Source organism: Rhizobium sp. BR 314 (genome assembly GCF_047445805.1).
In the GTDB taxonomy this organism is placed as follows: Bacteria; Pseudomonadota; Alphaproteobacteria; order Rhizobiales; family Rhizobiaceae; genus Rhizobium; species Rhizobium lusitanum_B.
The window spans coordinates 13,871-36,734 of record NZ_JARWLA010000019.1; the positions used below are offsets into that span (position 1 = coordinate 13,871).

Below are 22,864 nucleotides of genomic sequence, written 5' to 3' on the forward strand. Positions count from 1 at the left end.
GTTCGTTCAACCCATCGCCTCGCGGATCAGGTCGTCGGCCGCTTCCGCAAGCAGGGAATCGTGCGCCTCGCCCGGCACCGGCACCTTGCCGATTTCCAGCATCACCGGCACGGCGAGCGGGGAAATATGGTCCAGTGCGCGATGGGTGATATGGCCCTTGATTCGCTTCAGCATATCCGCAAGTCGGCCAATATCCAAAAGCCCGGTCGCAGCATCCTGCCTCGTTGCCTGCAGCAGGATATGGTCGGGCTCATGGCTGCGCAGCACGTCATAGATCAGATCGGCCGACACCGTCACCTGCCGCCCGGTCTTTTCCTTCCCCGGATGCCGGCGCTCGATCAAACCGGCAATCACGGCGCAATTGCGGAAGGTGCGCTTGAGCAGGAAGGATTCGTCGAGCCAGGCCTCGAGATCGTCGCCCAGCATATCCTCATCGAAGAGATCGGAAAGGCTAAGGCGCCGGTTGGCGATCATCAGCCCCATATCCTCCAGCCCCCAGATGCCGAGCGAATAATCGGTCGCGACGAAACCCATGGGCTTTGCGCCGGCGCGCTCCAGCCTTCGGGTGAGCAGCATGCCTAGCGTCTGGTGCGCCAACCTGCCCTCGAAGGGATAGGCGACGAGGTAGGCGCGGCTGCCGCGCGGGAAAGTCTCGATGAGGAACTCGTCGCGCTTCGGCAGTAGCGACTTCTCTTTTTGAATTTCCAGCCAGTCGCGCACCTGATCCGGCAGGCGGTGACGCCGGTCGGGATCAGCAATCATCGCCCGCACCTGATCGGCGAGATAGGTCGAGAGTGGAAACTTGCCGCCCGCATAGGAAGGGATTTTCGGGTCGAGCGAGAAAGCTTGCGACGCCAGACATTCACTCTCGCGGATGCCTTCGAAGCGCAGCACCTTGCCGGAAAAGAGAAAAGTGTCGCCGGGCGCAAGCTGCTCGACAAAATATTCCTCGACCTTGCCGAGCGGCGCTCCCCCTCGCCCTAGAGAACCGAGCGCATTGCGCTTCACCAGCCGGATATTCAGCATCGCCTCTTCGACGATCGTGCCGAGGTTCAGGCGATATTGCTGGGCGACCTGAGGGTTGGACACACGCCAGCGCCCTTCCGGGGTCTTACGGATGCGGGCATAGCGCTCATAGGTTCTGAGCGCATAGCCGCCGGTGGCGACGAAATCGACGATACGTTCGAAGGTCTCCCAGGGAAGCTCGGCATAGGGAGCCGCACTCTGCACCTCATCATAAAGCTCGAGCATGTCGAAGGGCTCGGCGCAGGCCATGCCGAGAATGTGCTGGGCGAGAACATCAAGCGCGCCGGCGCCGATCGGCGGCGTATCCTGCGCGCCGATATAGTTGGCATCGAGTGCTGCCTGGCATTCCATGACTTCGAAGCGATTGGCCGGCACCAGGATCGCCTTCGACGGCTCGTCCATACGGTGATTGGCGCGGCCGATGCGCTGGGCAAGGCGGCTCGCGCCCTTGGGTGCCCCGACATGGATGACGAGATCGACATCACCCCAGTCGATGCCGAGATCGAGCGTCGAGGTGGCAACGACGGCACGCAGCCGATTTTCCGCCATCGCCGCCTCCACTTTGCGGCGCTGGCCGACATCGAGCGAGCCGTGATGTAGGGCGATCGGCAGATTGTCGTCATTGGCCGACCATAGCTCCTGAAACAGCATTTCGGCCTGCGAGCGCGTATTGACGAAGAGCAGCGTCGTGCGATGCGCCTTCAGCTCGCGATAGATATCAGGGATCGCATATTTGGCGGAGTGGCCGGACCAGGGGATGCGCTCTTCCGTCGACAGGATCGAGATATCCGGCTTGGCGCCGCCCTCGACGATGACGAGGCCGGCATGGCGCTCCTCCCCCGGCTCTTGCGCCACCAGCCATTTCTGCAGGTCCATCGGGTCGGCGACGGTCGCCGAAAGGCCGATGGTCTGCACATGCGGCGCCAGCTTGCGGATACGGGCAAGGCCAAGCGATAGCATGTGGCCGCGCTTGGAGGTGACGAGGGAATGCAGCTCGTCGAAGACGATGTATTTCAAGTCCTTGAAGAAACGCCCGGCCTCGCGATTGGCGAGCAGCAGCGCGACCTGCTCCGGCGTCGTCAACAGGATATCGGGCGGATTGAGCTTCTGCCGCTGGCGCTTGCCGCTTGGCGTATCGCCGGTGCGGTTTTCGACGGATACGGGCAGGCCCATCTCCGAAACGGGCTTCATGAGGTTGCGCTCGATATCAACCGCAAGCGCCTTCAGCGGCGAAATGTAGAGCGTGTGGATGCCGGTGAAGGCCGAGCCCGGTGCGATCTTGCCGCGCCGGGTGAGATCCGTCAGCGACGGCAGGAAGCCGGCGAGCGTCTTGCCCGCTCCGGTCGGCGCAATCAGCAGCGTGCTTTCGCCGGCTTCAGCACGGGCAAGCAGCTCCAGCTGATGGGCACGCGGCTGCCAGCCCTTTTCCGCAAACCAGCGGCTAAAGGGGGCAGGCAAGGCAAGAGGATGCTTCGGCTCGATCTGGTCCACGCCTCAACCCTAGCGACAAATCGCGGAAAAAAGAAAGGGCTTGACGGCCATCATAATCACGGATAAAAAATATCCATGATTATGAGGACAGAGTGATGAAGCTTGGAGACGGCGTCGAACAATCCATTCATTGCGTTGGCATGCTGGCTGGCCTTTCTGATGGCGGCGTACTCTCGGCGGCGGCGCTTGCGGAGTTTCACGGCGTCTCCGTCAGCTATCTGCTGAAGCATCTGCAGGCGCTTTCGGGCGCCGGCATTCTCGATACCGTGCCTGGGCCGAAAGGTGGCTATCGGCTGGCGCGCAAGCCGGAGGACATCACTCTGCTTGACATCGTGCTGGCAGCGGAAGGTCCGGCGCCGGCCTTCAGATGCGCCGAAATCCGCCAGCGCGGCCCGAACCCGCTGGAAGGGCGTTACTTCGCCAAGCCATGCGGCATCAATGCTGCCATGCTGGCGGCGGAGCGTGTTTACCGGGCCGAATTGGCCAAGACGAGTATCGCCGACGTGCTGACCGATCTCAGGCAGACGGACACGGATGGTGGAATAGCCGCGAGGGGCTGCGCCTTTCTCGAGCTGCATGAACGCAAGACCAGAAACTGAACCTCAAGATCAAAACCCAAGGAGAAGACCATGCATCCGCGTTTCAACCCCGCCAAGGCCTCCCCGGAATCCTACAAGGCCGTCGTCGCACTCGAGAACTTCGTTCAGAACAGCGGCCTCGAGCGCCGCTTCATTCACCTGATCAAGCTCCGCGCCTCGCAGATCAATGGCTGTGCCTACTGCGTCGACATGCATGTCAAAGAATCCCGCCATGACGGTCTCAGCGAGCAGTGGATCAACCTCATGTGCGTCTGGTGGGAATCGCCCGTCTATGACGATCGCGAGCGCGCCCTGCTTCGCTGGGTCGACTCCGTGACGAAGATCGCCCAGACCGGCATACCGGATTCCGACTACGAGCCGCTGCGGGAACATTTCACCGAGGAAGAGATCGTCAAGATCACGGTAGCGATTGCCACGATCAACGTCTGGAACCGTCTCGCCGTCGGCTTCCGCTCGCAGCATCCGATCGACGCTGCCAGCAAGGCTGCTTGAAGCAAGCTCTCGAAATGCAAAAAGCGCGGGACCGAAATCCCGCGCTTTTCATTTATGCTGACCCCGGCAACCGAGATCAGAAAAATCAGGCAGCAACCGAGCCGAAGCCGGCCGTCGGCACTTCAGAGATGGTCGTCAGAACCTGCGAAGCGATCTGGTAGGGGCAGCCCTGCGAGTTCGGACGGCGATCTTCGAGGTAGCCGCGATAATCGTTCTTGATGAAGGAATGCGGTACGCGGATCGAGGCGCCGCGGTCGGCAACGCCATAGCTGAACTTGTTCCACGGAGCCGTTTCATGCTTGCCGGTCAGGCGCAGGTGGTTGTCCGGGCCGTAAACAGCGATGTGAGCTTCAAGGTTCTTGTCGAACTGCGCCATGAGCGCTTCGAAATAGGCCTTGCCGCCGACTTCGCGCATGAACTTGGTCGAGAAGTTGCAGTGCATGCCCGAGCCGTTCCAGTCGGTGTCGCCGAGCGGCTTGCAATGGAACTCGATGTCGATGCCGTACTTTTCGCACAGGCGCAGCAGCAGGTAGCGTGCCATCCAGATCTGGTCGGCGGCCTTCTTGGAGCCCTTGCCGAAAATCTGGAATTCCCACTGACCCTTGGCCACTTCGGCGTTGATGCCTTCGTGGTTGATGCCTGCTTCCAGGCACAGGTCGAGGTGCTCTTCAACGATTTCGCGAGCGATATCGCCGACGTTCTTGTAGCCGACGCCGGTGTAGTACGGGCCCTGCGGAGCCGGATAGCCGGATTCCGGGAAGCCGAGCGGACGGCCGTCCTTGTAGAAGAAGTACTCCTGCTCGAAGCCGAACCATGCGTCTTCGTCGTCGAGGATCGTTGCACGGCTGTTGGAGGGATGCGGGGTTACGCCGTCCGGCATCATGACTTCGCACATGACGAGAGCGCCGTTTGTACGAGCCGGATCGGGATAAATGGCAACCGGCTTCAGCACGCAATCAGAGCTGCGGCCTTCGGCCTGCATCGTCGAGGAGCCGTCAAAGCCCCAAAGCGGAAGCTGCTCGAGCGCCGGAAAAGCGTCGAATTCCTTGATCTGCGTTTTGCCACGCAGGTTCGGCACCGGAGTGTACCCATCGAGCCAGATGTACTCGAGCTTATATTTCGTCATTACGCACCTCATAACAGTTAATCAGGCAAAGCAGGAAACTTGCCCGGCGCCCGCCGGAGTAATTCCTTGCTACGAACGGCTGCCAAGGAAGATGCATTTGCCGTGCCAGTTTCCTCAAGCACGTCGCCCAGCGGATGAAAATTTTTAGATCTAGGATTTTAGGAGCCGGATTTCCGGGCTTTAAGCCTTGGAATCTTTTCAAGTCGCCAGCGCCGCTCCAATCGAACTGCCAAGATGTCGCAGGCTCGCATCCTCCAGGAACAGATTGGAAAACCGAGAGTTCAAAGAAGCGGCAGCATCTCAATTATCGTCAAATTGCCCATAATTTAGTCATTTAGCATTTTTTTTAAGCGGAATGATGATATTCGCCTTCGGCTTTGCTATATATGAGCCGTCTCTTCAAGCGCACCGCTTGAAAACCAAAAGGGAGAGACGGCGAATGGCAACCAGTGCTCGGCATGAGACGGCAAAAATTTATCAGTTCCCGGTCGCGGCCCGCCCGACGGCAGTAAGCCAGCGCCCGAAGGTGAACCTTACTCCCGATATCGGTCCGAGCATTGCAACGGCTGCCTTCGACAGCTGGTATCACGAAGACGCGATCGTCGACACCGATCCAAGCCGCAAACAGTAAGCCGACTGCAACTCGCAAGCCCGAATTAAAGGGCGATGTAGCGATCCGAACGGTGATTGATCGCGACAAAGAGATTGAGCGCGATTGCGCCAATCACCGAGCAGAGGACGACCGTCGGCGTGGTAACCGCAAAGGCAACGGCGAGCACGCATAGATCGATCGCAAGCTGCACCAACCCTGCCCTGATGCCGAAACGCTCCTGCACATAAATCCCCAGAATGCCGACGCCGCCAAGGCTGGCGCGGTGGCGATAGAGCGCGAGCAGCCCGAAGCCGAGCAGGATGCCGCCGAGGATTCCCGACCACAACGCATTGATGTGCGCAATATCGAACAGAAACGGCTGCAGATTGGTCAGCAGCGAGGTCAGCGCAATGGCGATGAAGGTCTTGATGGTGAAGACCGGGCCGAGTTGCTTCAGCGACAGATAGAAGAACGGCAGGTTGACCACGAAGAAGGCCAGACCGAAGTTCACGCCGATCGCGTAATGCAGCAGGAAGGCGATACCGGCGGTACTGCCGGTCAGGAGCCCCGCGCTTGAAAGACAGAACAGCCCGAGCGACGAAATCAGGCTGCCCGAAATGATGCCCTGAACGTCCTCGGCCCATGAATGCCGGGTCGCGGATGTGTTCCAGACACCAAATGCACTCTTCGCGTTCGCCATGTGCGTACCCTCATGTTTCCGGGGCTTTCTGCTGAAAGCTCAGGCGACAATCAAGCAAAAATACGTAAGCAATGCTGACCTATTTCAAATTCGCAAGATTCGAATAATCAGGCCGATTTGCGGGCAATGAACAGAATGCCGTGGACCGGTTTTCCGGCATCCATACGAATGACGCTGCGGGCAAGATCCTGCACCGCAAAGCCGTGATCAGCCAATATCTCCCGCACATAAGCTTCGGAATGTGCAAAGCGCAGGGAATCGCGCAGCACATAGCCGTCTGGCTGCTGCGCATCCTCCACCGAAAAGGCAAAGATGGAGCCATCGGCTGCGAGCTGGCAAGCGATGGTCATCACGTCTTGCAGATTACCGAGATACATCAGCACATCGGCGGCGGTGATCAGATCCGCACGCCCCGCAGCAAAGCCTGCATCGAAAACACCTGAGAGATCCGGCTCCGCCGACAAATCGGCCTGGCCGAGATGATCGTAGACATTCTTCTCCGCCGCCTTGGCGAGCATGCCCTTCGACAGGTCGTAGCCTTCGAGCCGATCGACGCGGTCCCGGATTTCCGGCCCGAACAGGCCGGTGCCGCAGCCGAGATCGACGGCTAGGCGGAAATGCTTCGGGATCCCAGCGGTTTCAGCAATCAGGGCCGCAAGCTTGCCGGGCACGCTATAAGAGAGCTTCTCGACCAACGAAGTCTCGAAGCGATCGGCATAGTCGTCGAACAGCCGCTCAACGTAGAGGCTCGGCGGCCGGTCCGGCAGCTCGGCTCCTCCGAGAACCGCAAGCTTCAAACGCGCACCGAAGACATCGCCCGCATCGAGCGTCAGCACTTCGTTCAGCGCAGCAATTGCACCTTTCACATCGCCGACCTTCTCGCGATAGGTCGCAAGCGTGAACCATCCCGCCGCCCAGCGCGGCACGAGCTCCAGCGCCTGCTCCATCAGTTCGGCGGCGCTCTGCAGCTCTCCGCTTTCGGCAAGCATCTTCGCATAGTCGGCCCGGCGGTCGGCAATAACATCGCCGGAGGAAAGCTGGCTTGGCAGCATGGATTTTTTCCTGTTTGACGCTCGGCTTTGAACGCGGCCATAAAAAAACTCAAGTCCTATTTCAGGCAGACGCAAGAGCGCTTCCGCTTTTCTTCGAATCGCGAAAGCCCTCTGGCTTGTTTCTTTCCGCATTCCGGACGGAAAACCGCTACGCACTTTTCCCGGAAGTGCTTCAGTTTGAGGTGTCCACCGGGCAAAAATGCTTGCGAGTCGCAGGCGCCGGCCCTATCTCAACAGCCACAGATTGCCATTATGGAGACGTCAGCATGTCCGATCAGGTGAACAGATTCCTTGGCGACTCGCCCGGTCGCACGCTGGTGAAGCTCGCCATCGTGTCGCTCGTCGTCGGCTTCGTGATGAAGTTCTTCGGCTGGCGGCCGCTCGATTTCTTCTATGGTGTCCGGCGCTTCCTGCTCGACCTCTGGCACAGCGGCTTTGCCGCACTCGGCGAGTTCGGCGATTATGTGCTCGTCGGCGCCAGCATCGTCATTCCCATCTTCATCATCCTCCGCCTATTCAACTATCGCAGCTGACATGACCTCCCAGACACTGAACTATTCGCGCCGCGATGCGCTGCGCCTCGCCGCCCTTGCGCTCACCGCATCCGTTGCAAGCTGCGCCACGCCGCCCGCTCGCGTTTCCAATACGCCCGCAAGCGACCAGACCGCTTCCGCCTTGCCGCTCGTCAATGCACTGCGCGCCAAGAACGGCCTGCCGCCGCTCAAAATCGACACCGCCGCCGGGGCCGCCGCCGTCTACCAGGCGCGGCGCATGGCGGATGCCGGCAAGATGGAGCACCTGATCGGTATCGGCGATGATTTCGGCAAGCGCGTCAAGGCCAGCGGCGTCAAGCTGCCGGCAGCCGAGAACATCGCCGAAGGACAGCGCGACGTGAACGCTGCTGTGATTGCATGGATCAATTCGCCGAAGCATTTGCACAACATGCTCGGCAAATATGACGGTCTCGGCGTCGCTCTTGCCTATGCTCCCTCTTCCGGTGGCAGGCCATATTGGTCCATGGTGCTTTCCTCGATCTGAGGAGGCGTAAGGTAAAAATGGATGTCCAACAGGGGAACCGGAAGGTTCTGCCCTTCGACGTGACGCATCGGCTCGTGCTGTCGATCGCGATCCCGATGACGCTCGGTTTCATGACGACGCCGCTGCTCGGCCTTGTCGACACCGCCGTGGTCGGCCACATGGGCCAGCCGGATGCCTTGGCGGGACTGGCCATCGGCGCCGTGCTGTTCGACCTCCTCTTCGCAAGCTTCAACTTCCTGCGCGCCTCGACGACCGGCCTTACCGCCCAGGCCTTTGGCCGGCATGATCGGCGCGAACAGCAGGCCGTCTTCTGGCGGGCGCTGATCTCGGCGCTCGGCTGCGGCGTCCTGATCGTCGTTCTGTCGCCACTCCTACTTTGGATCGGCATCAAGCTGATGGGACCGGAGGGCGGCATTGCCGACGCGACGCGAACCTATTTCTCCATCCGCATGCTGTCCGGTCCGGCGGCTCTTGCCAACTACGCCCTGCTCGGTTTCGTGCTCGGACGCGGCCAGGGCCGCATCGGGCTCTTGTTGCAAACCGTCATCAATGGCGTCAACATCGTGCTTGCCATCCTGCTCGGCCTCTATCTTGGCTGGAGTGTCGCCGGGGTTGCCTGGGGCACGCTGATCGGCGAGGCATGTGGCATGCTGCTGGGGTTGGCGATCGTGCTGCGCAGCTTCGCCGGCGAGGAACGTCCGCCACGGTCGGAGTTGCTCTCACGCACCAAGTTGACGCAGCTCTTCGCGCTCAATCGCGATATTCTGATCCGGACCTTCGTGCTCATCGGCGCTTTCACGCTGATGACGCGCATCGGCAACAGCTTCGGCGCCGTGATGCTGGCCGCCAATGCCGTGCTGATGAACTTCTTCCTGCTGTCAGGCTATTATCTCGACGGACTGGCGAATGCCGCCGAGCAGATCACCGGCCGCTCGATCGGCGCAAACTATCGGCCCGCCTTCGAGCGTGGCTTGAGGCTGACCGGGCTTTGGTCCTTCGGGCTGGCGCTGGCTGCCGCCATCTTCTTCTTCACAGTTGGGCCAGCTCTGATCCGCCTGCTGACGACCTCCGAGGAGGTTCGCGCTGCGGCCGGAACTTACCTGCCCTGGGCGGCGATAACCGGCCTCACCGGCGCCCTCGCCTTCCTGATGGACGGCGTCTTCATCGGCGCCACATGGTCACGCGAGATGCGCAACAAGATGCTGCTTTCCTTCGGCGGCTACCTCTTGGCGCTCGCCGTGTTCGTGCCGACGCTCGGTAATCATGGCCTCTGGATGGCCATGAACGCCTTTCTGCTGTTTCGCGGCATCTTCCTGGCCATGGGCCTGAAGAAGCGCGCGAATCAGACGTTCCGGTTCGCCCAGTAATCGAGCTTGGCATCGCGCAGATCGCGGATCGAGCCGGCGCGCGCTCGGTCGAGCAGCTTCGACAGACCGGAAACGATCTGGCTAGGCAGACCAGGCCCCTCATAGACCATGCAGGAATAGAGCTGGACGAGATCGGCTCCAGCCTTGATCTTTTCCAGCGCCGTCTCCGCCGACGACACGCCGCCGACGCCGATGATCGGCAGGGAAGCGCCTACGCGGCGGCGCATCTTGGCGAGCACGACGGTCGACTTTTCAAAGACCGGCTTGCCGGAAAGACCGCCCGCTTCCTTTGCCTGGCGCTGATCCTTCAAGCCGTCGCGTGACAACGTGGTGTTGGAGACGATCAGGCCATCCAGCTTATGCGCCAGCACTTCGGCGGCAATATCGTCCATGCCCTCCTCGGTCAGATCGGGCGCGATCTTGAGGAAGACGGGAATGTGTTTGCTGGCTTTCGCCGCCTCCTCATCGCGAGCGGCGAGCACGGCCGACAGCAATACCGATAGACTTTCGCGCGCCTGCAGGTCACGCAAGCCCGGCGTGTTCGGCGAGGAGATATTGGCGGTGAAATAGCGCGCCACGGAGTAGAAGCCGCGGATGCCGGCGACGTAGTCGGCGATGCGGTCGGCACTATCCTTGTTGGCGCCAATATTGACGCCGATGATGCCGTTGCCGCGAATGGCCTTGAGCCGCTGGAATGCCGCTTCATGGCCTTCATTGTTAAAGCCGAGGCGATTGATGACGCCTTCGTCCTCGACCAGGCGGAAGATGCGTGGGCGCGGATTGCCTGGCTGTGCCTTCGGCGTCACCGTGCCGATCTCCGTGAAGCCGAAGCCGAGTTTCAAGAGCGCTTCTGGCACTTCGGCATTCTTGTCGAATCCAGCCGCCATACCGATGGGATTGGCAAATTCCAGCCCCGCCACAGTCTGGCGCAGGCGCGGATCGGCATTGACGCGGCAGGCAGGCACGAGACCGGACTTCAGCGCCGATATGGACATACCGTGCGCCGTTTCGGGATCGAACAGAAGCAGGCCGCGCCGGCCGAGATCGAGAAAGGCGCCGATCATTCCGCCAGGTCCGGAAAGATATGCACGCCATCAGGCCCGAGCGGCAGGGGCTTTTCCCACAGCACGGCCGAAAGCGGCAAAGATGCGTAGTGATGCGGGAAGAGATCGCCGCCGCGCGAGACTTCGAATACCAGCTTCTCGCCCAGCGCATCGCCATCGATCGCGACAAGCAGCAGATCCGTCTGGCCGGCAAAGTAGAGCGCCGCCGTTTGCTTCACCTGCTTGCCGGTGGACAGATGGATATAACCATCCGTGAAGTCGATCGGCGCGCCATGAAAAACGCCGGTTTGTCTGGCTGGCTCCCAGAGAGCACCCGGCACGATCTTGTAAACCACTGACATGGCGGTCATCATCCCTATGTAAAGCTGTCGTGATAGGGCTTTGCACGAAAATGACAGCCAATGCCACGGTTTCCGTGGTGGATTCGAGATTTTAACGCAGAAAATCCGGAGGATGACATGACGAAGGAAATCGGAATCGGCCTTTCGGCCTTGTTCTTGCCTGCCGCTCTTCTCCTCGCATCCCCGGGCGGGGCCGCCGAGCAGGATGCCGGGCGCTTCCAGCTCGAGCGCAGTGGTGATCATTTCGTCCGCCTCGATCGGCAGACGGGTGCGATGGCCATATGCCAGGATCAGAACGGCAATCTCGTCTGCCGCATGGCCGCCGACGTGCGCACCGCCTATGACGACGAGCTGGACCGGCTATCCGACCGAGTGGCGAAGCTGGAAAAAGCTGTTGCCGCAAACAAGGGCTCGGACCTTCCGAGCGATGCTGAAGTCGACCGCACACTGGGCATCATGCAGAAATTCATGCGCGGCTTCATGGGCATGGCGAAGGAATTCCAGAACGAGGAACCTAATACCAAACCGTTGCCGCAGAAGACTTAAGGCGCCGGCCCTCCTGTTTATTTCGGCATTCTGGACCAGAGGGTCGCTGCGGCGGTTTCTGGATACGCTCTTTCTTGAAGTGCGCTTGGGCCGTTGAAACCAACGGGGGAAAGCACAGAGATAAAGGATCCTATTCCTATGCCGGGCTTTACTCGCCCAGAGGCCTCGGTTAACGTTTTTTAAAGAGTTGAGCGCCGGGCAAGCCGGCACACAGATGCTGAGCGGCGATGCTGTCACATGAGCAAATTTGGGGGGCGATCGACCGGCTTGCCGAACGGCATGCTTTGACACCCTCCGGCCTCGCACGCCGCGCCGGGCTTGATGCGACCTCCTTCAACAAGTCGAAGCGATTGAGCCAGGATGGCCGGCTACGCTGGCCGTCAACGGAATCGATCGCCAAAGTGCTGGAGGCCACAGGCGCCAGCCTGGAGCAGTTTCTGAGCTTCATCCGCCCCGGTGAGCCGCATGGCCCAGGTTTGTCCCACCTTGCTCAGCACGGCGAAAACGCTATCCCCCTCATCGGTTTTGCCCAGGCGGGTGCCGGCGGCTTCTTCGATGATGGCGGCTTTCCCGCCGGTCAGGGCTGGGATATCGTGGAGTTTCCCGCCGCGACCGGCCACAACACTGGCGTTTATGCGCTTGAGGTGCAGGGCGAAAGCATGTTGCCGCTCTATCGCGACGGGGATATTCTGATTGTCGAGCCAGGGGCTCAGATTAGGAAGAATGATCGTGTCGTTGTGAAGACCCGCGAGGGTGAAGTCATGGCCAAGGTCCTGCTGCGGCAGAGCGCGAAGTCGATAGAACTCTTGTCGCTCAACCCCGAACACCCCAATCGCAGCTTCGATCTGTCGGAGGTGGAATGGATTGCCCGGATCATATGGGCTAGCCAATAGGAAAGTTTTCTCGTTATGCGTCGCAATAATTTGCTTGCAGGTGTGGCAGGCGCGATCGTCGGTTCCTGGTTGACCCTGATCGCGGTCCAGTTCAGTGGGCATGGTTTCAGCCTGCCCGGCCGCGGCAGCAACGTCCCGGTAGCAGACAATCACCCGGCTACCTCCGCAGCCTCCACTCCCGCAGCAGCGTCCAAGATCGATCTCGCTCCTCCGAAGAACATCGAGGCGCCGAAGCCCGCCGAAACGACCAGGCCGGACACTGCCGCTACCGGCAAGCCGAAACCGGAGGAACAGACAAAGACGGAACCCACCAAGCCAGCCCCCGAGGCGACGCCAGATAAAGCGGGACCGCCAGCCGCAGAACCCGCATCGGCAACCACCACGCCTGACAGCGCTATCCAGCCCTCGGACGCCGCAGCAATGGCCGCCGTTACCGTGCCGCCAATACCGGCCGCCGACAGTACCGATAAGGCCCAGACCACTGAAGCGGCGAAGGCCGAGGGCAAGACGTCCGTGATGCCCGCATCCGCGACGCCGCAGGAAAGCAAGGCCGCCACCGAAACCGCCCAGACAAATAATGCGCCGGCAAAGCCCGTCGAAGCGCAGCCGATACAGCCGGCTCCTGCCATACTCGATGCTGAAAAAAACACTGTGGCGGGACCTGCCGAAGCATCGAAGCCCACTGAAACGGCGGCGAATAAGCCCGCTGCCGTATCGACATCATCACAGCCTGCTCCCACGGACCAAGCGAAAGCAGATCCGTTGCCGGACAGTCGGATGCCAGCGGACCAGATCGACCGGCAAACGGCAGCAACGGAGCATCGCACCCTTCTCGAACAGCCGCAGCCCGCCCTTCCTCAGCCCCAGCCAAGCGCCACCTCGGATCAGACTTCCATCGATCCGGCCGCCAAGCCGGATAGACAGACGACGACCGTCGAGCTTGTCCGTCCTTTTGCTGAGCAGGCTGGCACATTGACCGTCGGCGGCAGGAGCGTTCAGCTTGACGGGATCATTCCGACCGATGTCGAGCGGATGTGTACCGGTCCCAGCGGCAAGAGCTGGCCTTGCGGCCAGGCGGCGCGCTCCGCATTTCGAATGTATCTGCGTGGGCGTTCCATTGATTGCGACGTGCCGGACGCCTCGTGGAAAGGCACCGTCAAGGCCGCATGCCGCTATGTTCGCGTCGATCTGAGCGCCTGGCTGGTTCGCTTCGGCTGGGCCGATCCTGAGCCTGGTTCGCCACTCGAAGCGCTTGTCGACGAGGCGAAGGAGAAAAAGCGCGGCATGTACGGTGACGATCCGCGCAAGAACGGAAAATCGACCCTCGCCCCCGCCCTGCCCAAGGAAGATCCGCTCAACCCGATCTGACGCCTTGCTTCCGCCACCAGCTTTTGGCATGAGACGCGCGACATTTCAGTCTGCCAAATCAAAGGACTTCTTCTGTCATGAACAAGCCGCTTTCCGCTCATGAGGCCCTGATCTACGTCATGGTACTGGCCTCGGCTGTCGACCGCACTATGAACGACCGGGAGCTTAGCCGTATCGGAGAACTCATTCACGCCCTGCCGGTGTTCAAAGGCTTCGACGACGAGAAGCTGATCGCGGTTTCGCGCGATTGCGCCAAGCTGCTATCGGGCAGAGAAGGGCTCGACATCGTGCTTGAAACGGTACGCGATACCCTCCCGGCCCGGCTTTACGACACCGCTTATGCGCTGGCCGTCGAAGTCGCCTCAGCCGACCTGTCGGTGAAGGCTGAGGAACTGCGTCTGCTCAGCCTGCTTCGCGACCGCCTCGGCCTCGACAAACTGACCTGCGCCGCCATCGAGCGCAGTGCGATCGCGCGTTACCGCAAGGCCTGAACCGCGTTCCGAACGGAAAGCCGCTTCGCACGTCTCCTGACGGGCTCTCGTCAATAGAGCCCGTAAGGGAAATACCGCAGATAGATTTCCTGCAGCCTGCCATCGCGCGATAGGGTGGCGAGCGAATGATTGATCGCTGCCGTCAGATCGACGTCCTGCTGGCGCAGCATGATGGTCAGGCCCTCGCCGAGAAACTGCTGCGACAGATAGGGGCCGTCGAAAAATGCACAGCATTTCTCGGCCGCCGGCGACGGTACCCAGAAGGACAGCTGCAGACCATCCGCAAAGGCAGCATCGACCTTTCCGTCCTTGACGGCGGCCAGAAGAGCATCCTTGTCGTCGAACGGCACCAGCTTGATCGTCGGAAAGAATGACGCCAACATCGCCTCATGTGCCGTTCCCTTGACCACGCCGACCGGATGGCCGGCAAGCGAAGCTGCGGTCGTGCCATTGATCTTGGCCTTGAGATTGCGCACGAAGCGCGCCGGCAACATCAGGAATGGGCGGGAAAAGGCGAAGCTATTGCGTAGCTCGGGCCGGACCGCGATGCCGGCGATCACTGCGTCGCCCTGCGATGCCGCAAGGGCGCCCTGCAGATCGTTGAACGGCAGAGCCTGGATCTGGCACTTGTCCGCTATGGCGAGTTCATCGCAGATCTTGCGGGCAAGTTCGACATGAAAGCCGGCGAGCTTGCCATTCTGGTCGAGGAAATTGAAAGGCGGAAAATCCGTCGAGGTCAGGAACCGCAATCTGACCAGGGAAGACAGGTCAGGTTTCGGCAGCCGCTCGCGGGCATCGAACAGAATAGGCAGGCTGGAAGGCTTTGCCTCCTGAGCGGCAAGCGGCAAAGCACATGAAACCGCAATCAGCGCCACATGCGTCAGAAGCCGGGCCACAGAGATGAGCGACGAAAGGCAAACACGCATGGTCTTGATCCCGTCTCCGATCGTGGCTGCATATTCCTGGTTCACGAATCCGATTTAGCAGAGTCACGCCGAAGGGGGAATAATGCGTCTCGGGTTACCTGCAGCGGCGCCTACAGGCTGAATGAACCATTCCCTCATACATCGACCAGTTGCACAACTTCGGCCAACGGCAAATTTAACACGGGAATTCCGCCTCCAATGCCTCGTCGTTAGCAGTCGATTAAACTCTGTTGATTGTACTCGCTGGCATCGACGACATCGGCCGGGCCGATCGCATGAAGCAGGTCGTCCAAACCTTCCTCGCAAGGTATCAAGCAAATCGACCTCCAACCGCAACCATCAAGCAACATCGCCGTTGATCCCTTCGGGCAAGCGGCGCTCAGCATGTTTCCTTGATGCCGGCGGCATTCGCAGACGGACAGCCATGTTCAAGAATCTGAAAATCAAGACCAAGATGCTCGCGGTGATCCTGCTCCTCGGCGTCATCTCCATTGCCGGCCTGTTGCATATCGCCGGCGAGTTCCGCCGGGCAGACCGCGCCTACAGCGCCTTCCTCGACAACGAAGCCGTTGCGGCGACCGAATCTGCACGTGCCAGCGCTGCTTCATTGGCGTCAGTGCTGCAGGCAAGCTTGATGCTGAATTTCGATCCCGCCAGCGATGCGTTCAAGGCCGTTGCATCGAGTGAAAATCACTTCGACGAGGCGCGGACCCGGCTCCGGCATGCTCTGAGCCTCGTTCCCGACGAGAAGCAGTCGATCGAAGATCTTTTGACCGGCCTGGACGAGCTGCAAACGCTGACGAACAAGGCTGTGCGGCAGCGCGCGGACGGCGACCACAAGGGCGCTGAAGCAACCATGGCCCTGGTCAACAACAAGCTGGGCAAGATCGTCGCCATCATGATCGCCAACGATTCCGCCCTGAGCAACCGCATGAACAACGGTGCGGACGCCTTGTCCGCCGACGTCAACAGCGCCGTCAACTACACGCTCGTTACCCTCAGCGGCCTGACATTGCTTGCGCTGGCCCTGGGTATCTATGTCGCGCAGAGCGGCATCGCTGCACCGCTGATGCGCCTGCATCGGCGCATGACGGCACTCGCCGATGGCGATACGACCAACGAGATCGAAGGCCGCGACCGTCGCGACGAGATCGGCCAGATGGCATCCGCCGTAGCGGTCTTCCGTGACAATGCCATCGAACGGGCTCGCCTAGAGGCACAGGCCGAAGCCGATCGCACGCTGAGCGACAGCGAGCGCGCTCAGCGCGAAGCCCGGCAGGCCGCCGAAGCTGCCCACTTGCAGCAGGCCGTCCAGGCCGTCGGCGACGGCTTGAAGCGACTGGCCGAGGGCGATCTCGTCACGCATATCGACACTCAGTTCATCGCGCATCTCGATCAGTTGCGACAGGACTTCAACAGCTCGCTCGTGAAGCTCAACGGAACCATGCAGGCGGTGGGCGTCAACGCCCGCGCCATCAGCGCCGGCGCCAACGAAGTGCGCGGCGCAGCCGACGAGCTTTCCAAGCGGACGGAACAGCAGGCTGCAGCCGTCGAACAAACCGCCGCTGCGCTGGAGCAGATCACCACGACGGTCAAGGATGCGGCTCGGCGCGCGCAGGAAGCAAGCCAACTTGTCGCCCATACGCGCACCGGCGCTGAACGGTCGGGCGAAATCGTACGAAACGCCATCGGCGCCATGGAGCAGATCGAGAAGTCCTCGGGAGAGATCAACAACATCATCAGCGTCATCGACGACATCGCCTTCCAGACCAACCTTCTGGCGCTGAATGCAGGCGTCGAGGCGGCACGCGCCGGCGAAGCCGGCAAGGGCTTTGCCGTCGTCGCCCAGGAAGTGCGCGAGCTGGCCCAGCGTTCCGCCAATGCAGCCAAGGAAATAAAAACGCTGATCGCCACCTCGGAAACGCATGTGCGCACCGGTGTGGACCTGGTCGGCGAGACCGGCAAGGCGCTTGCCGCCATCGTTTCCGAAGTGCAAGAAATCAATCGCCATGTGCACGCGATCGCCGAGGCCTCGCGCGAGCAGTCGGCCGGCCTGCAAGAGATCAACACCGCCGTCAACGCGATGGATCACGGCACCCAGCAGAATGCGGCGATGGTCGAGGAGAGCACGGCCGCGAGCCATGGCCTGGCGACGGAAGCTGCCTCGCTGGCAGCCTTGCTCGGCCAATTCCGCACGAGCTGCAACGAAGCCGCCCATCTCTCTACGGCGCCAGTTGCAGGCACCACGTCGCGCGCGTCGGCCCGCCCTGCACCGCGACCTGTCGCAGCACCGGCCATCCGCTCGGTCGATGGAGCCAAAGTGCGCGCAACCCCCTCACCGGCACGGGCGCTCGGCCAGAAGTTGCTGAGCGCATTCGGCGCGGGCCAGGCGTCAACAAGCAAGGATGCGGACTGGACGGAATTCTGAGATCGCTTCGCAGTCCCGCGTCACGGCCAAACAGATGGCAGCGACGCGACCCGGCGCCTGGAGCGTTTCCGTATTCCAAAGGGCAAGCTGCCGCGCCCTTTTCCTGAAAATTCTCTACTCCAAAAACAGGGGCGGTCGATGTTGGCCGCCCCGTTTCATTTACCTCCGCACGGAAAGCGCCGTCACCAGAGCGACGGCCCCGAAACCGGCGGCAACTGTGCAGACTGCAACCCAGCCACCGAGATCCCAAACCGTCCCGGCCAGCGCCGATCCCAGCGCTCCGCCGAGAAAGAATATGCCGACAAAGAGACCGTTGATGCGCCCGCGTGCTTCCGGATGCAGGAGATTTACGGCCCGTCTTCCCAGGGTTTGATCGCCGGTTACGCCAACGTCGAGCATCACGGCGCTGAGGCCGAGCAGGATCAGCAAGGCCAGCGGATGGCCGGATCTTATTTCGCCAACCCAGGCTGCGAGAGCCATGGCGGCAAGCAGGATCAGATGCGACGCCATGGTCGCCATCCGCGTCCATCCTCTGTCGCCCATACGGCCGAAGGGAGAGGTGGCCGCGGCGCCGCCAGCCCCGACAAGCGCAAACAGAGCGATACCGGATTGAGTGAGCGAAAAGGGAGGCTGCGCCAGGCGTAGAGCGACGGTCGTCCAGAACAGGCTGAAGCTCGCCATCAGCAAGGCGGCGGTGAAAGATCGCAGCCGCAGCACCGGCTCATCGCGAAGCAACTGGAAAAGCGAACCGATGAGAGCACCATAGCTAACGGTCGCCAGGGGGCGGCGCTGCGGAAGCCGCAAGGCCAATACGGCGGTAAGAAGCGCAAGTGCTGCTGCACTGACAGCATAGAAGCTCCTCCACCCCCAGTAGTCGGCAATCAGGCTCGCCAACGGGCGAGACACCAATATGCCGACCATCACGCCGCTCATGACGTTACCGATCACTCTGCCGCGATGCTCCGGCGGCGTCATGGCCGCAGCGATCGGCACCAGGATCTGAATGGCGGAACAGGCTGCTCCCAAGAAGAACAGGAAAATGAGCAGGCTCCATCCCGTTGGCGCAAAGGCAGCGGCTATAGCCATCACCAAGGCCGATAGGAGCATGCGCAGCACCAGCTGCCGATTTTCCATCAAGTCCGCCAGAGGCACGAGGAAGAACAGCCCGGCGGCGTAACCAAGCAGCGATGCCATCGCGACAAGGCCCGCGCCGCTCTCGGAAAAGCCGAGCGACGGGCCTATGATGCCGACGAGCGTCTGCGGTGCAAAGAGATTGAGAATGATGATGCCGGTGGCCGTGGCAAACAGCAATGTCGAAGGGACGCCGGCTTCGGACAGATCGTCCGCCGGCTCGGTCGCTATACGTTCGGGGGCCTGTGACATGGACTCTCCAATAATTTCTGATAATAAAGATGACCATGTTTATCGCCTTGTCGCATAATGCGGCAATTGAATTGAACTAATAATGATTATGCGAGACTTTCATGAACATCCATGATCTCGAGGCTTTCGTCGCCGTGGTCGAGACAGGCTCGATCGTCGCCGCTTCCGCGCGCATCAATCTCACGCAGCCGGGCATCACGCGACGCATCCAGAACCTCGAGGATAGTCTCGGCATCGCGCTGCTCGACCGGCAATCCAAGCCGCTCAAGCCGACAGCCGCCGGGCGGGAGGCCTATGAGCATGGACGCCGCGTCCTGCGCTCGCTCGATGACCTGAAAGCAGGCGTGTCGCCGGGAGGCGCGATCGGCGGGGAGTTTCGCCTTGGTATTATGCCCTATCTCTCCGAGGCCGCTCTATCGGCTCCGCTCGATGCGCTACGCAGCCAGTTTCCACAATTGACGCTGCGGATCGCATCCGGATGGTCGCCACAGCTGATCGAACAGGTTGCCCATAGCCAGCTGGACGCGGCGACCGTCTGCTTGGCCGAGGGCGTGGAACCGCCGGAGAATGTTGTCGGCGAGGTGCTCGGCGTTCACAGCGTCATTCTTGTCGCCGCACCGTCGCTCGGTGTTCCGAAGACACCCAAGCTTGAAGAGCTTTCGCGTTTTCCCTGGATCATGAACCAGAGCGGCTGTGGCTTCCGCGCCTTCATTCAGCATCGCTTCGAAGCGGAACGGCTTCCCTTCGATGTCGGCGTCGAGGCCATGAGTGCCGATCTGCGTATGTCGCTCGTTGCACGCGGCCTCGGCATCGGAGTGCTGACGCCGGCGGCACTAGCAGACAGCCGCTGGCGCAATGACGTCGAGATTGTCGAGGCCCCGGATTTTCGTCCGAAGGTGGTCAACTGGCTGCTGCACCGGCCGCCGGCGGGCCGGCTCGCCCGCCCGATCGCAATTTTCGGCGAAGCGCTGACGGAAACATTGAAATCGAAGAGACCGTTTCTGACCTGAACCGTGTCTAGTGCCCATCGCGATCCTTCGAGCGAGCATCCAGCGCTTTAGGCCTGAATTTCTCATGCAAAGCGACCGTGGGGCGGTCTAACCAATTGCAGAGAGACGGGTGCCCGACCTGAGAGATAGGTGACGAATTGTACCGGAGACATGGGTAACACTTTTCGCTTTTGGCGGGAGGTGTTGATGCCGTGGAGAGAGACTTCAGTGATGGAGGAACGTCTACGATTTGTCGCCCGCCTGCTGGAGGGCGAAGGGATGAGCGATGTGTGCCGGGAGTTCGGCATCTCGCGCAAGACCGGCTACAAAATCTTCAATCGCTACAAGGACGACGGCCTGGAGGCGCTGACGGATCGGTCTCGACGGCCGGTGCGTTACGCCAATCAGTTGCCCGAGCCGGTGGAGGCAATGATCGTGCGGCTCAGACAAGAGAAGCCGCATTGGGGTGCCAGGAAGATCAGAGAACTGCTGGTCAGGAGGCTTGCCGGCGATGTGCGCGTGCCGTCGAAGAGCACGGTGCATGCCGTTCTTGACCGGCACGGGCTGGTCGCCCATGCCCGTAAGCGGCAACGCCATCGGGCCGAGGGAACGCAATTGTCTCAGGCATTGCTGCCGAACGATCTGTGGTGCGCCGACTTCAAGGGCGAGTTCAAACTCGGCGATGGCCGATACTGTTACCCGCTGACGGTCACCGACCAGGCGTCACGCTACCTGCTTGCCTGTGAAGCCTTCGAATCGACAAAGGAGGTGGGGGTGTTCGAGGCGTTCCGCCGATTGTTTGCCGAACATGGCCTGCCAAGCGCGATCCGCAGTGACAACGGCCTGCCATTCGCCAGCCCCAACGGCCTCTATAATCTGTCGAAGCTGTCGGTCTGGTGGCTGCGGCTCGGCATCGCGCTCGAGCGCATCAGGCCGGGCCATCCGCAAGAGAATGGCCGGCATGAGCGCATGCACCTGACGCTGAAGAAAGAGGCGACCAGGCCACCTGGCAGAAATATCCTGCAGCAACAGGCCCGCTTCGACGCGTTCGTCAGCGAATTCAATACCGAGCGGCCGCATGAAGCCCTGGCGATGAAGGTGCCGGTCGATCTCTACGCGCCATCGGCGCGCCGATATAATGGGCTGCCGGAGATCGATTATCCGTTCCACGACCGTGACGCACTGGTGACCCATTGCGGCCGCATCTGCATCTACCGCAAGAAGATCAATATCTCGACMGTGCTGGCMGGACAGAAACTGGGAATCAAGGAGGTCGACGACGGTATTTGGCTCGTCAGCTTCATGCWCTATGATCTCGGATATATCGACCTGGAGCAGAGGACCTTGCAAACCATCGACAACCCGTTCGGCACGAGGTTGTCACCCATGTCTTAGGGACAAACTGTTACCTATGTCTCCGGGGCGGACAGGGGAGAGACTGGAGCGGGTGAAGGGAATCGAACCCTCGTATTCAGCTTGGGAAGCTGCTGCTCTACCATTGAGCTACACCCGCCTGACACCGTGAGATGTCCAACAGTTGGCGGCCTCTGTCAAGGCCGCCGCTATGCGATCAAAGCCGGAAGTGCTTCGAGAGCTTCAGGCCCTGCGCCTGATAGTTCGAGCCGAGGCCGGAGCCGTAGAGGCTGCTCGGCTGTTCCAGCATGTGTTCATAGATGAGGCGACCGACGATCTGCCCATCTTCGAGAATGAAGGGCACTTCATGGCTGCGCACCTCGAGCACGGCGCGGCTGCCGCGACCGCCGGCCGGCGCATGGCCGAAGCCCGGGTCGAAGAAGCCGGCATAGTGGACGCGGAATTCGCCGACCAGCGGATCGAACGGCGTCATTTCGGCGGCATAATGCGGCGGCACATGCACCGCTTCGCGCGAAACAAGGATGTAAAATTCGTCGGGGTCAAGGATGATTTCGGTGCGGCCGCGGCTATAAAGCGGCTCCCAGAAATCGAAGATGTCGTGTTGGGCTTTTTTGTCGACATCGACGACAGCGGTGTGATGCTTGCCGCGATAGCCGATCAGTCCTTCCTTGTCGCCGGCGAGATCGATCGACAGCGCGATGCCGCCGCCGGTGATGTTAGGCTTCTTGCTGGCGACCAGCGTCTCGGTTTCGTGCAGCGCCAAGAGTTCCGGCTCGGTCAGCAAGGCCTGGCCGACTCGGAAGCGGATTTGTGACAGGCGCGAGCCACGACGCACGACGATGGGAAAGGTGCGCGGGCTGATTTCAAGATAGAGCGGGCCGGAATAGCCGGCTGGGATCTTGTCGAACTCCTGCGCCCGGTCGGTGATGACGCGGGTGAAGATGTCGAGGCGACCTGTCGAACTCTTCGGGTTGGCCGAGGCCGACATGTCTTCCGGCAGGTCCAGCCGCTCCATCAGCGGTACGATATAGACGCAGCCGGTTTCCAGCACCGCGCCTTCCGAGAGGTCGATGACATGCAGCTTCAGCCGATCGAGCTTGTCGGCAACGAGATGCGAAGGCCCTGGCATGAAGCTGGCGCGGACGCGGAAGGCGTGCGAACTGAGCCGCAGGTCAAGACTTGCAGGCTGGATCTGATCGACGTCCAGTTCTCTCTCGCTCGTTAGCCGCCCTGTTTCAAAGAGCGCTGCTATGGCGCGGTCCGCCAGAATTCCAGTATTGCGAGCCATCATGCCCTTTCTTCAGCCCACGATCCCTCCGGTCGAAAGCGACCCGCAGGCTTGTGCGCCGATTGAAAATGTTGCTGCGACCCTTGACCCATCCTAACGGACACAGAGGCAGTAATTTGTCGCCGACAAAACCAAACTCAGGGAATTGACGCAAGCCGTCAACGGCAGTATTGCAACTTATCCCGTGGTGATTTGGCCGGTCGGCTTGCAGCCACGTTAAACAAATGGCTAAAAAGACCGGGGTTGAACCGGTCTGCTTTTGCGACCGGTTTTTTTGTTTGAAAGTGGTG

22 protein-coding genes, 1 tRNA gene and 1 riboswitch are annotated in these 22,864 nt (G+C 61.0%); of the genes, 13 read left to right on the plus strand and 10 right to left on the minus strand.

The features are described 5' to 3' along the window. Positions 1-6: 6 nt before the first annotated feature. A complete protein-coding gene (locus QD461_RS21740; RefSeq protein ID WP_414089624.1) occupies positions 7-2,517 on the minus strand; it encodes a ligase-associated DNA damage response DEXH box helicase in 2,511 nt (836 codons plus the stop codon). Between the two features lie 95 nt (positions 2,518-2,612). On the opposite strand from QD461_RS21740, the gene QD461_RS21745 reads away from it, so the two are divergent. Beyond that, positions 2,613-3,116: an RrF2 family transcriptional regulator gene (locus QD461_RS21745; protein WP_184709331.1), complete on the plus strand. Its 504-nt coding sequence runs from the start codon at positions 2,613-2,615 to the stop codon at positions 3,114-3,116. Positions 3,117-3,146: 30 nt separating this feature from the next. Continuing rightward, entirely contained in the window at positions 3,147-3,608 is a 462-nt protein-coding gene (locus tag QD461_RS21750) for a carboxymuconolactone decarboxylase family protein (protein WP_184709330.1), read from the plus strand. A gap of 85 nt (positions 3,609-3,693) precedes the next feature. On the opposite strand, the gene QD461_RS21755 is transcribed toward QD461_RS21750, so the two are convergent. Beyond that, positions 3,694-4,734: a glutamine synthetase beta-grasp domain-containing protein gene (locus QD461_RS21755; protein ID WP_184709328.1), complete on the minus strand. Its 1,041-nt coding sequence runs from the start codon at positions 4,732-4,734 to the stop codon at positions 3,694-3,696. 439 nt (positions 4,735-5,173) lie between these two features. Here QD461_RS21755 and QD461_RS21760 point away from each other — a divergent pair, with 439 nt between their 5' ends. Next, the gene (locus QD461_RS21760) at positions 5,174-5,365 is read left to right on the plus strand and encodes a DUF2735 domain-containing protein (protein WP_184709326.1); all 192 of its coding nucleotides are present in this window, start codon (positions 5,174-5,176) and stop codon (positions 5,363-5,365) included. A 25-nt stretch (positions 5,366-5,390) separates the two neighbouring features. Here the strand turns inward: QD461_RS21760 and QD461_RS21765 are convergent, their stop codons facing one another. Both QD461_RS21765 and QD461_RS21770 read right to left on the minus strand, forming a co-directional pair. Next, positions 5,391-6,026, minus strand: coding sequence for a YitT family protein (locus tag QD461_RS21765; protein WP_414089625.1), 636 nt, complete (start codon positions 6,024-6,026; stop codon positions 5,391-5,393). A gap of 107 nt (positions 6,027-6,133) precedes the next feature. Beyond that, positions 6,134-7,078 carry a methyltransferase domain-containing protein gene (locus QD461_RS21770; protein WP_414089626.1) on the minus strand — a complete coding sequence of 315 codons (945 nt, stop codon included), beginning with the start codon at positions 7,076-7,078 and terminating at the stop codon, positions 6,134-6,136. Between the two features lie 266 nt (positions 7,079-7,344). Here QD461_RS21770 and QD461_RS21775 point away from each other — a divergent pair, with 266 nt between their 5' ends. The 3 genes from QD461_RS21775 to QD461_RS21785 are packed head-to-tail and all read left to right on the plus strand — an operon-like array spanning position 7,345 to position 9,483. Continuing rightward, positions 7,345-7,611 (plus strand): DUF6460 domain-containing protein, encoded by a 267-nt coding sequence (locus QD461_RS21775; RefSeq protein WP_184709320.1) that lies wholly within the window; start codon positions 7,345-7,347, stop codon positions 7,609-7,611. 1 nt (position 7,612) lies between these two features. After that, positions 7,613-8,116 carry a CAP domain-containing protein gene (locus tag QD461_RS21780; protein ID WP_414089627.1) on the plus strand — a complete coding sequence of 168 codons (504 nt, stop codon included), beginning with the start codon at positions 7,613-7,615 and terminating at the stop codon, positions 8,114-8,116. A gap of 17 nt (positions 8,117-8,133) precedes the next feature. Next, complete coding sequence (locus tag QD461_RS21785; RefSeq protein WP_414089628.1) at positions 8,134-9,483, plus strand: MATE family efflux transporter; 1,350 nt, start codon at positions 8,134-8,136, stop codon at positions 9,481-9,483. On the opposite strand, the gene QD461_RS21790 is transcribed toward QD461_RS21785, so the two are convergent. Continuing rightward, positions 9,459-10,547, minus strand: coding sequence for a quinone-dependent dihydroorotate dehydrogenase (locus QD461_RS21790; protein WP_414089629.1), 1,089 nt, complete (start codon positions 10,545-10,547; stop codon positions 9,459-9,461). The two genes, QD461_RS21785 and QD461_RS21790, sit on opposite strands and share 25 nt — an antisense overlap. Next, the gene (locus tag QD461_RS21795; RefSeq protein ID WP_414089630.1) at positions 10,544-10,900 is read right to left on the minus strand and encodes a DUF952 domain-containing protein; all 357 of its coding nucleotides are present in this window, start codon (positions 10,898-10,900) and stop codon (positions 10,544-10,546) included. Before QD461_RS21795 ends, QD461_RS21790 begins: the two co-directional genes overlap by 4 nt. A 105-nt stretch (positions 10,901-11,005) precedes the next feature. On the opposite strand from QD461_RS21795, the gene QD461_RS21800 reads away from it, so the two are divergent. The 4 genes from QD461_RS21800 to QD461_RS21815 all read left to right on the plus strand — a co-directional run bounded on the left by QD461_RS21800 (position 11,006) and on the right by QD461_RS21815 (position 14,186). Next, positions 11,006-11,434 carry a hypothetical protein gene (locus QD461_RS21800; protein ID WP_414089631.1) on the plus strand — a complete coding sequence of 143 codons (429 nt, stop codon included), beginning with the start codon at positions 11,006-11,008 and terminating at the stop codon, positions 11,432-11,434. 227 nt (positions 11,435-11,661) lie between these two features. Continuing rightward, on the plus strand, positions 11,662-12,327 hold the full coding sequence (locus tag QD461_RS21805; RefSeq protein WP_184709310.1) for a helix-turn-helix transcriptional regulator: 666 nt from the start codon (positions 11,662-11,664) through the stop codon (positions 12,325-12,327). A 15-nt stretch (positions 12,328-12,342) separates the two neighbouring features. Further along, positions 12,343-13,695 carry a hypothetical protein gene (locus tag QD461_RS21810; protein WP_414089632.1) on the plus strand — a complete coding sequence of 451 codons (1,353 nt, stop codon included), beginning with the start codon at positions 12,343-12,345 and terminating at the stop codon, positions 13,693-13,695. Between the two features lie 77 nt (positions 13,696-13,772). Further along, positions 13,773-14,186 carry a tellurite resistance TerB family protein gene (locus tag QD461_RS21815; protein WP_414089633.1) on the plus strand — a complete coding sequence of 138 codons (414 nt, stop codon included), beginning with the start codon at positions 13,773-13,775 and terminating at the stop codon, positions 14,184-14,186. 50 nt (positions 14,187-14,236) lie between these two features. Here QD461_RS21815 and QD461_RS21820 read toward each other — a convergent pair whose 3' ends face one another. Next, complete coding sequence (locus QD461_RS21820; RefSeq protein ID WP_414089634.1) at positions 14,237-15,112, minus strand: transporter substrate-binding domain-containing protein; 876 nt, start codon at positions 15,110-15,112, stop codon at positions 14,237-14,239. A 424-nt stretch (positions 15,113-15,536) separates the two neighbouring features. Here QD461_RS21820 and QD461_RS21825 point away from each other — a divergent pair, with 424 nt between their 5' ends. Continuing rightward, a complete protein-coding gene (locus QD461_RS21825; protein ID WP_414089635.1) occupies positions 15,537-17,540 on the plus strand; it encodes a methyl-accepting chemotaxis protein in 2,004 nt (667 codons plus the stop codon). Positions 17,541-17,699: 159 nt separating this feature from the next. Here the strand turns inward: QD461_RS21825 and QD461_RS21830 are convergent, their stop codons facing one another. Then, on the minus strand, positions 17,700-18,923 hold the full coding sequence (locus QD461_RS21830; protein WP_414089636.1) for an MFS transporter: 1,224 nt from the start codon (positions 18,921-18,923) through the stop codon (positions 17,700-17,702). Between the two features lie 101 nt (positions 18,924-19,024). Here QD461_RS21830 and QD461_RS21835 point away from each other — a divergent pair, with 101 nt between their 5' ends. Then, positions 19,025-19,933: a LysR family transcriptional regulator gene (locus tag QD461_RS21835; RefSeq protein ID WP_414089637.1), complete on the plus strand. Its 909-nt coding sequence runs from the start codon at positions 19,025-19,027 to the stop codon at positions 19,931-19,933. Between the two features lie 186 nt (positions 19,934-20,119). Further along, positions 20,120-21,307, plus strand: coding sequence for an IS481 family transposase (locus QD461_RS21840; protein WP_414089638.1), 1,188 nt, complete (start codon positions 20,120-20,122; stop codon positions 21,305-21,307). Between the two features lie 44 nt (positions 21,308-21,351). On the opposite strand, the gene QD461_RS21845 is transcribed toward QD461_RS21840, so the two are convergent. Then, positions 21,352-21,425 (minus strand) — tRNA-Gly (locus QD461_RS21845). Between the two features lie 57 nt (positions 21,426-21,482). Further along, positions 21,483-22,577: a 2'-deoxycytidine 5'-triphosphate deaminase gene (locus tag QD461_RS21850; RefSeq protein WP_184706687.1), complete on the minus strand. Its 1,095-nt coding sequence runs from the start codon at positions 22,575-22,577 to the stop codon at positions 21,483-21,485. 171 nt (positions 22,578-22,748) lie between these two features. Further along, a riboswitch (SAM riboswitch) is annotated at positions 22,749-22,827 on the plus strand. Positions 22,828-22,864 lie beyond the last annotated feature (37 nt).

Bases quoted from the DNA above. Each gene is read 5' to 3' on its own strand.
- QD461_RS21745 (WP_184709331.1), top strand. From the start codon at position 2,613: ATGAAGCTTGGAGACGGCGTCGAACAATCCATTCATTGCGTTGGCATG.
- QD461_RS21750 (WP_184709330.1), top strand. From the start codon at position 3,147: ATGCATCCGCGTTTCAACCCCGCCAAGGCCTCCCCGGAATCCTACAAG.
- QD461_RS21755 (WP_184709328.1), bottom strand. From the start codon at position 4,734: ATGACGAAATATAAGCTCGAGTACATCTGGCTCGATGGGTACACTCCG.
- QD461_RS21760 (WP_184709326.1), top strand. From the start codon at position 5,174: ATGGCAACCAGTGCTCGGCATGAGACGGCAAAAATTTATCAGTTCCCG.
- QD461_RS21765 (WP_414089625.1), bottom strand. From the start codon at position 6,026: ATGGCGAACGCGAAGAGTGCATTTGGTGTCTGGAACACATCCGCGACC.
- QD461_RS21770 (WP_414089626.1), bottom strand. From the start codon at position 7,078: ATGCTGCCAAGCCAGCTTTCCTCCGGCGATGTTATTGCCGACCGCCGG.
- QD461_RS21775 (WP_184709320.1), top strand. From the start codon at position 7,345: ATGTCCGATCAGGTGAACAGATTCCTTGGCGACTCGCCCGGTCGCACG.
- QD461_RS21780 (WP_414089627.1), top strand. From the start codon at position 7,613: ATGACCTCCCAGACACTGAACTATTCGCGCCGCGATGCGCTGCGCCTC.
- QD461_RS21785 (WP_414089628.1), top strand. From the start codon at position 8,134: ATGGATGTCCAACAGGGGAACCGGAAGGTTCTGCCCTTCGACGTGACG.
- QD461_RS21790 (WP_414089629.1), bottom strand. From the start codon at position 10,547: ATGATCGGCGCCTTTCTCGATCTCGGCCGGCGCGGCCTGCTTCTGTTC.
- QD461_RS21795 (WP_414089630.1), bottom strand. From the start codon at position 10,900: ATGATGACCGCCATGTCAGTGGTTTACAAGATCGTGCCGGGTGCTCTC.
- QD461_RS21800 (WP_414089631.1), top strand. From the start codon at position 11,006: ATGACGAAGGAAATCGGAATCGGCCTTTCGGCCTTGTTCTTGCCTGCC.
- QD461_RS21805 (WP_184709310.1), top strand. From the start codon at position 11,662: ATGCTGTCACATGAGCAAATTTGGGGGGCGATCGACCGGCTTGCCGAA.
- QD461_RS21810 (WP_414089632.1), top strand. From the start codon at position 12,343: ATGCGTCGCAATAATTTGCTTGCAGGTGTGGCAGGCGCGATCGTCGGT.
- QD461_RS21815 (WP_414089633.1), top strand. From the start codon at position 13,773: ATGAACAAGCCGCTTTCCGCTCATGAGGCCCTGATCTACGTCATGGTA.
- QD461_RS21820 (WP_414089634.1), bottom strand. From the start codon at position 15,112: ATGCGTGTTTGCCTTTCGTCGCTCATCTCTGTGGCCCGGCTTCTGACG.
- QD461_RS21825 (WP_414089635.1), top strand. From the start codon at position 15,537: ATGTTCAAGAATCTGAAAATCAAGACCAAGATGCTCGCGGTGATCCTG.
- QD461_RS21830 (WP_414089636.1), bottom strand. From the start codon at position 18,923: ATGTCACAGGCCCCCGAACGTATAGCGACCGAGCCGGCGGACGATCTG.
- QD461_RS21835 (WP_414089637.1), top strand. From the start codon at position 19,025: ATGAACATCCATGATCTCGAGGCTTTCGTCGCCGTGGTCGAGACAGGC.
- QD461_RS21850 (WP_184706687.1), bottom strand. From the start codon at position 22,577: ATGATGGCTCGCAATACTGGAATTCTGGCGGACCGCGCCATAGCAGCG.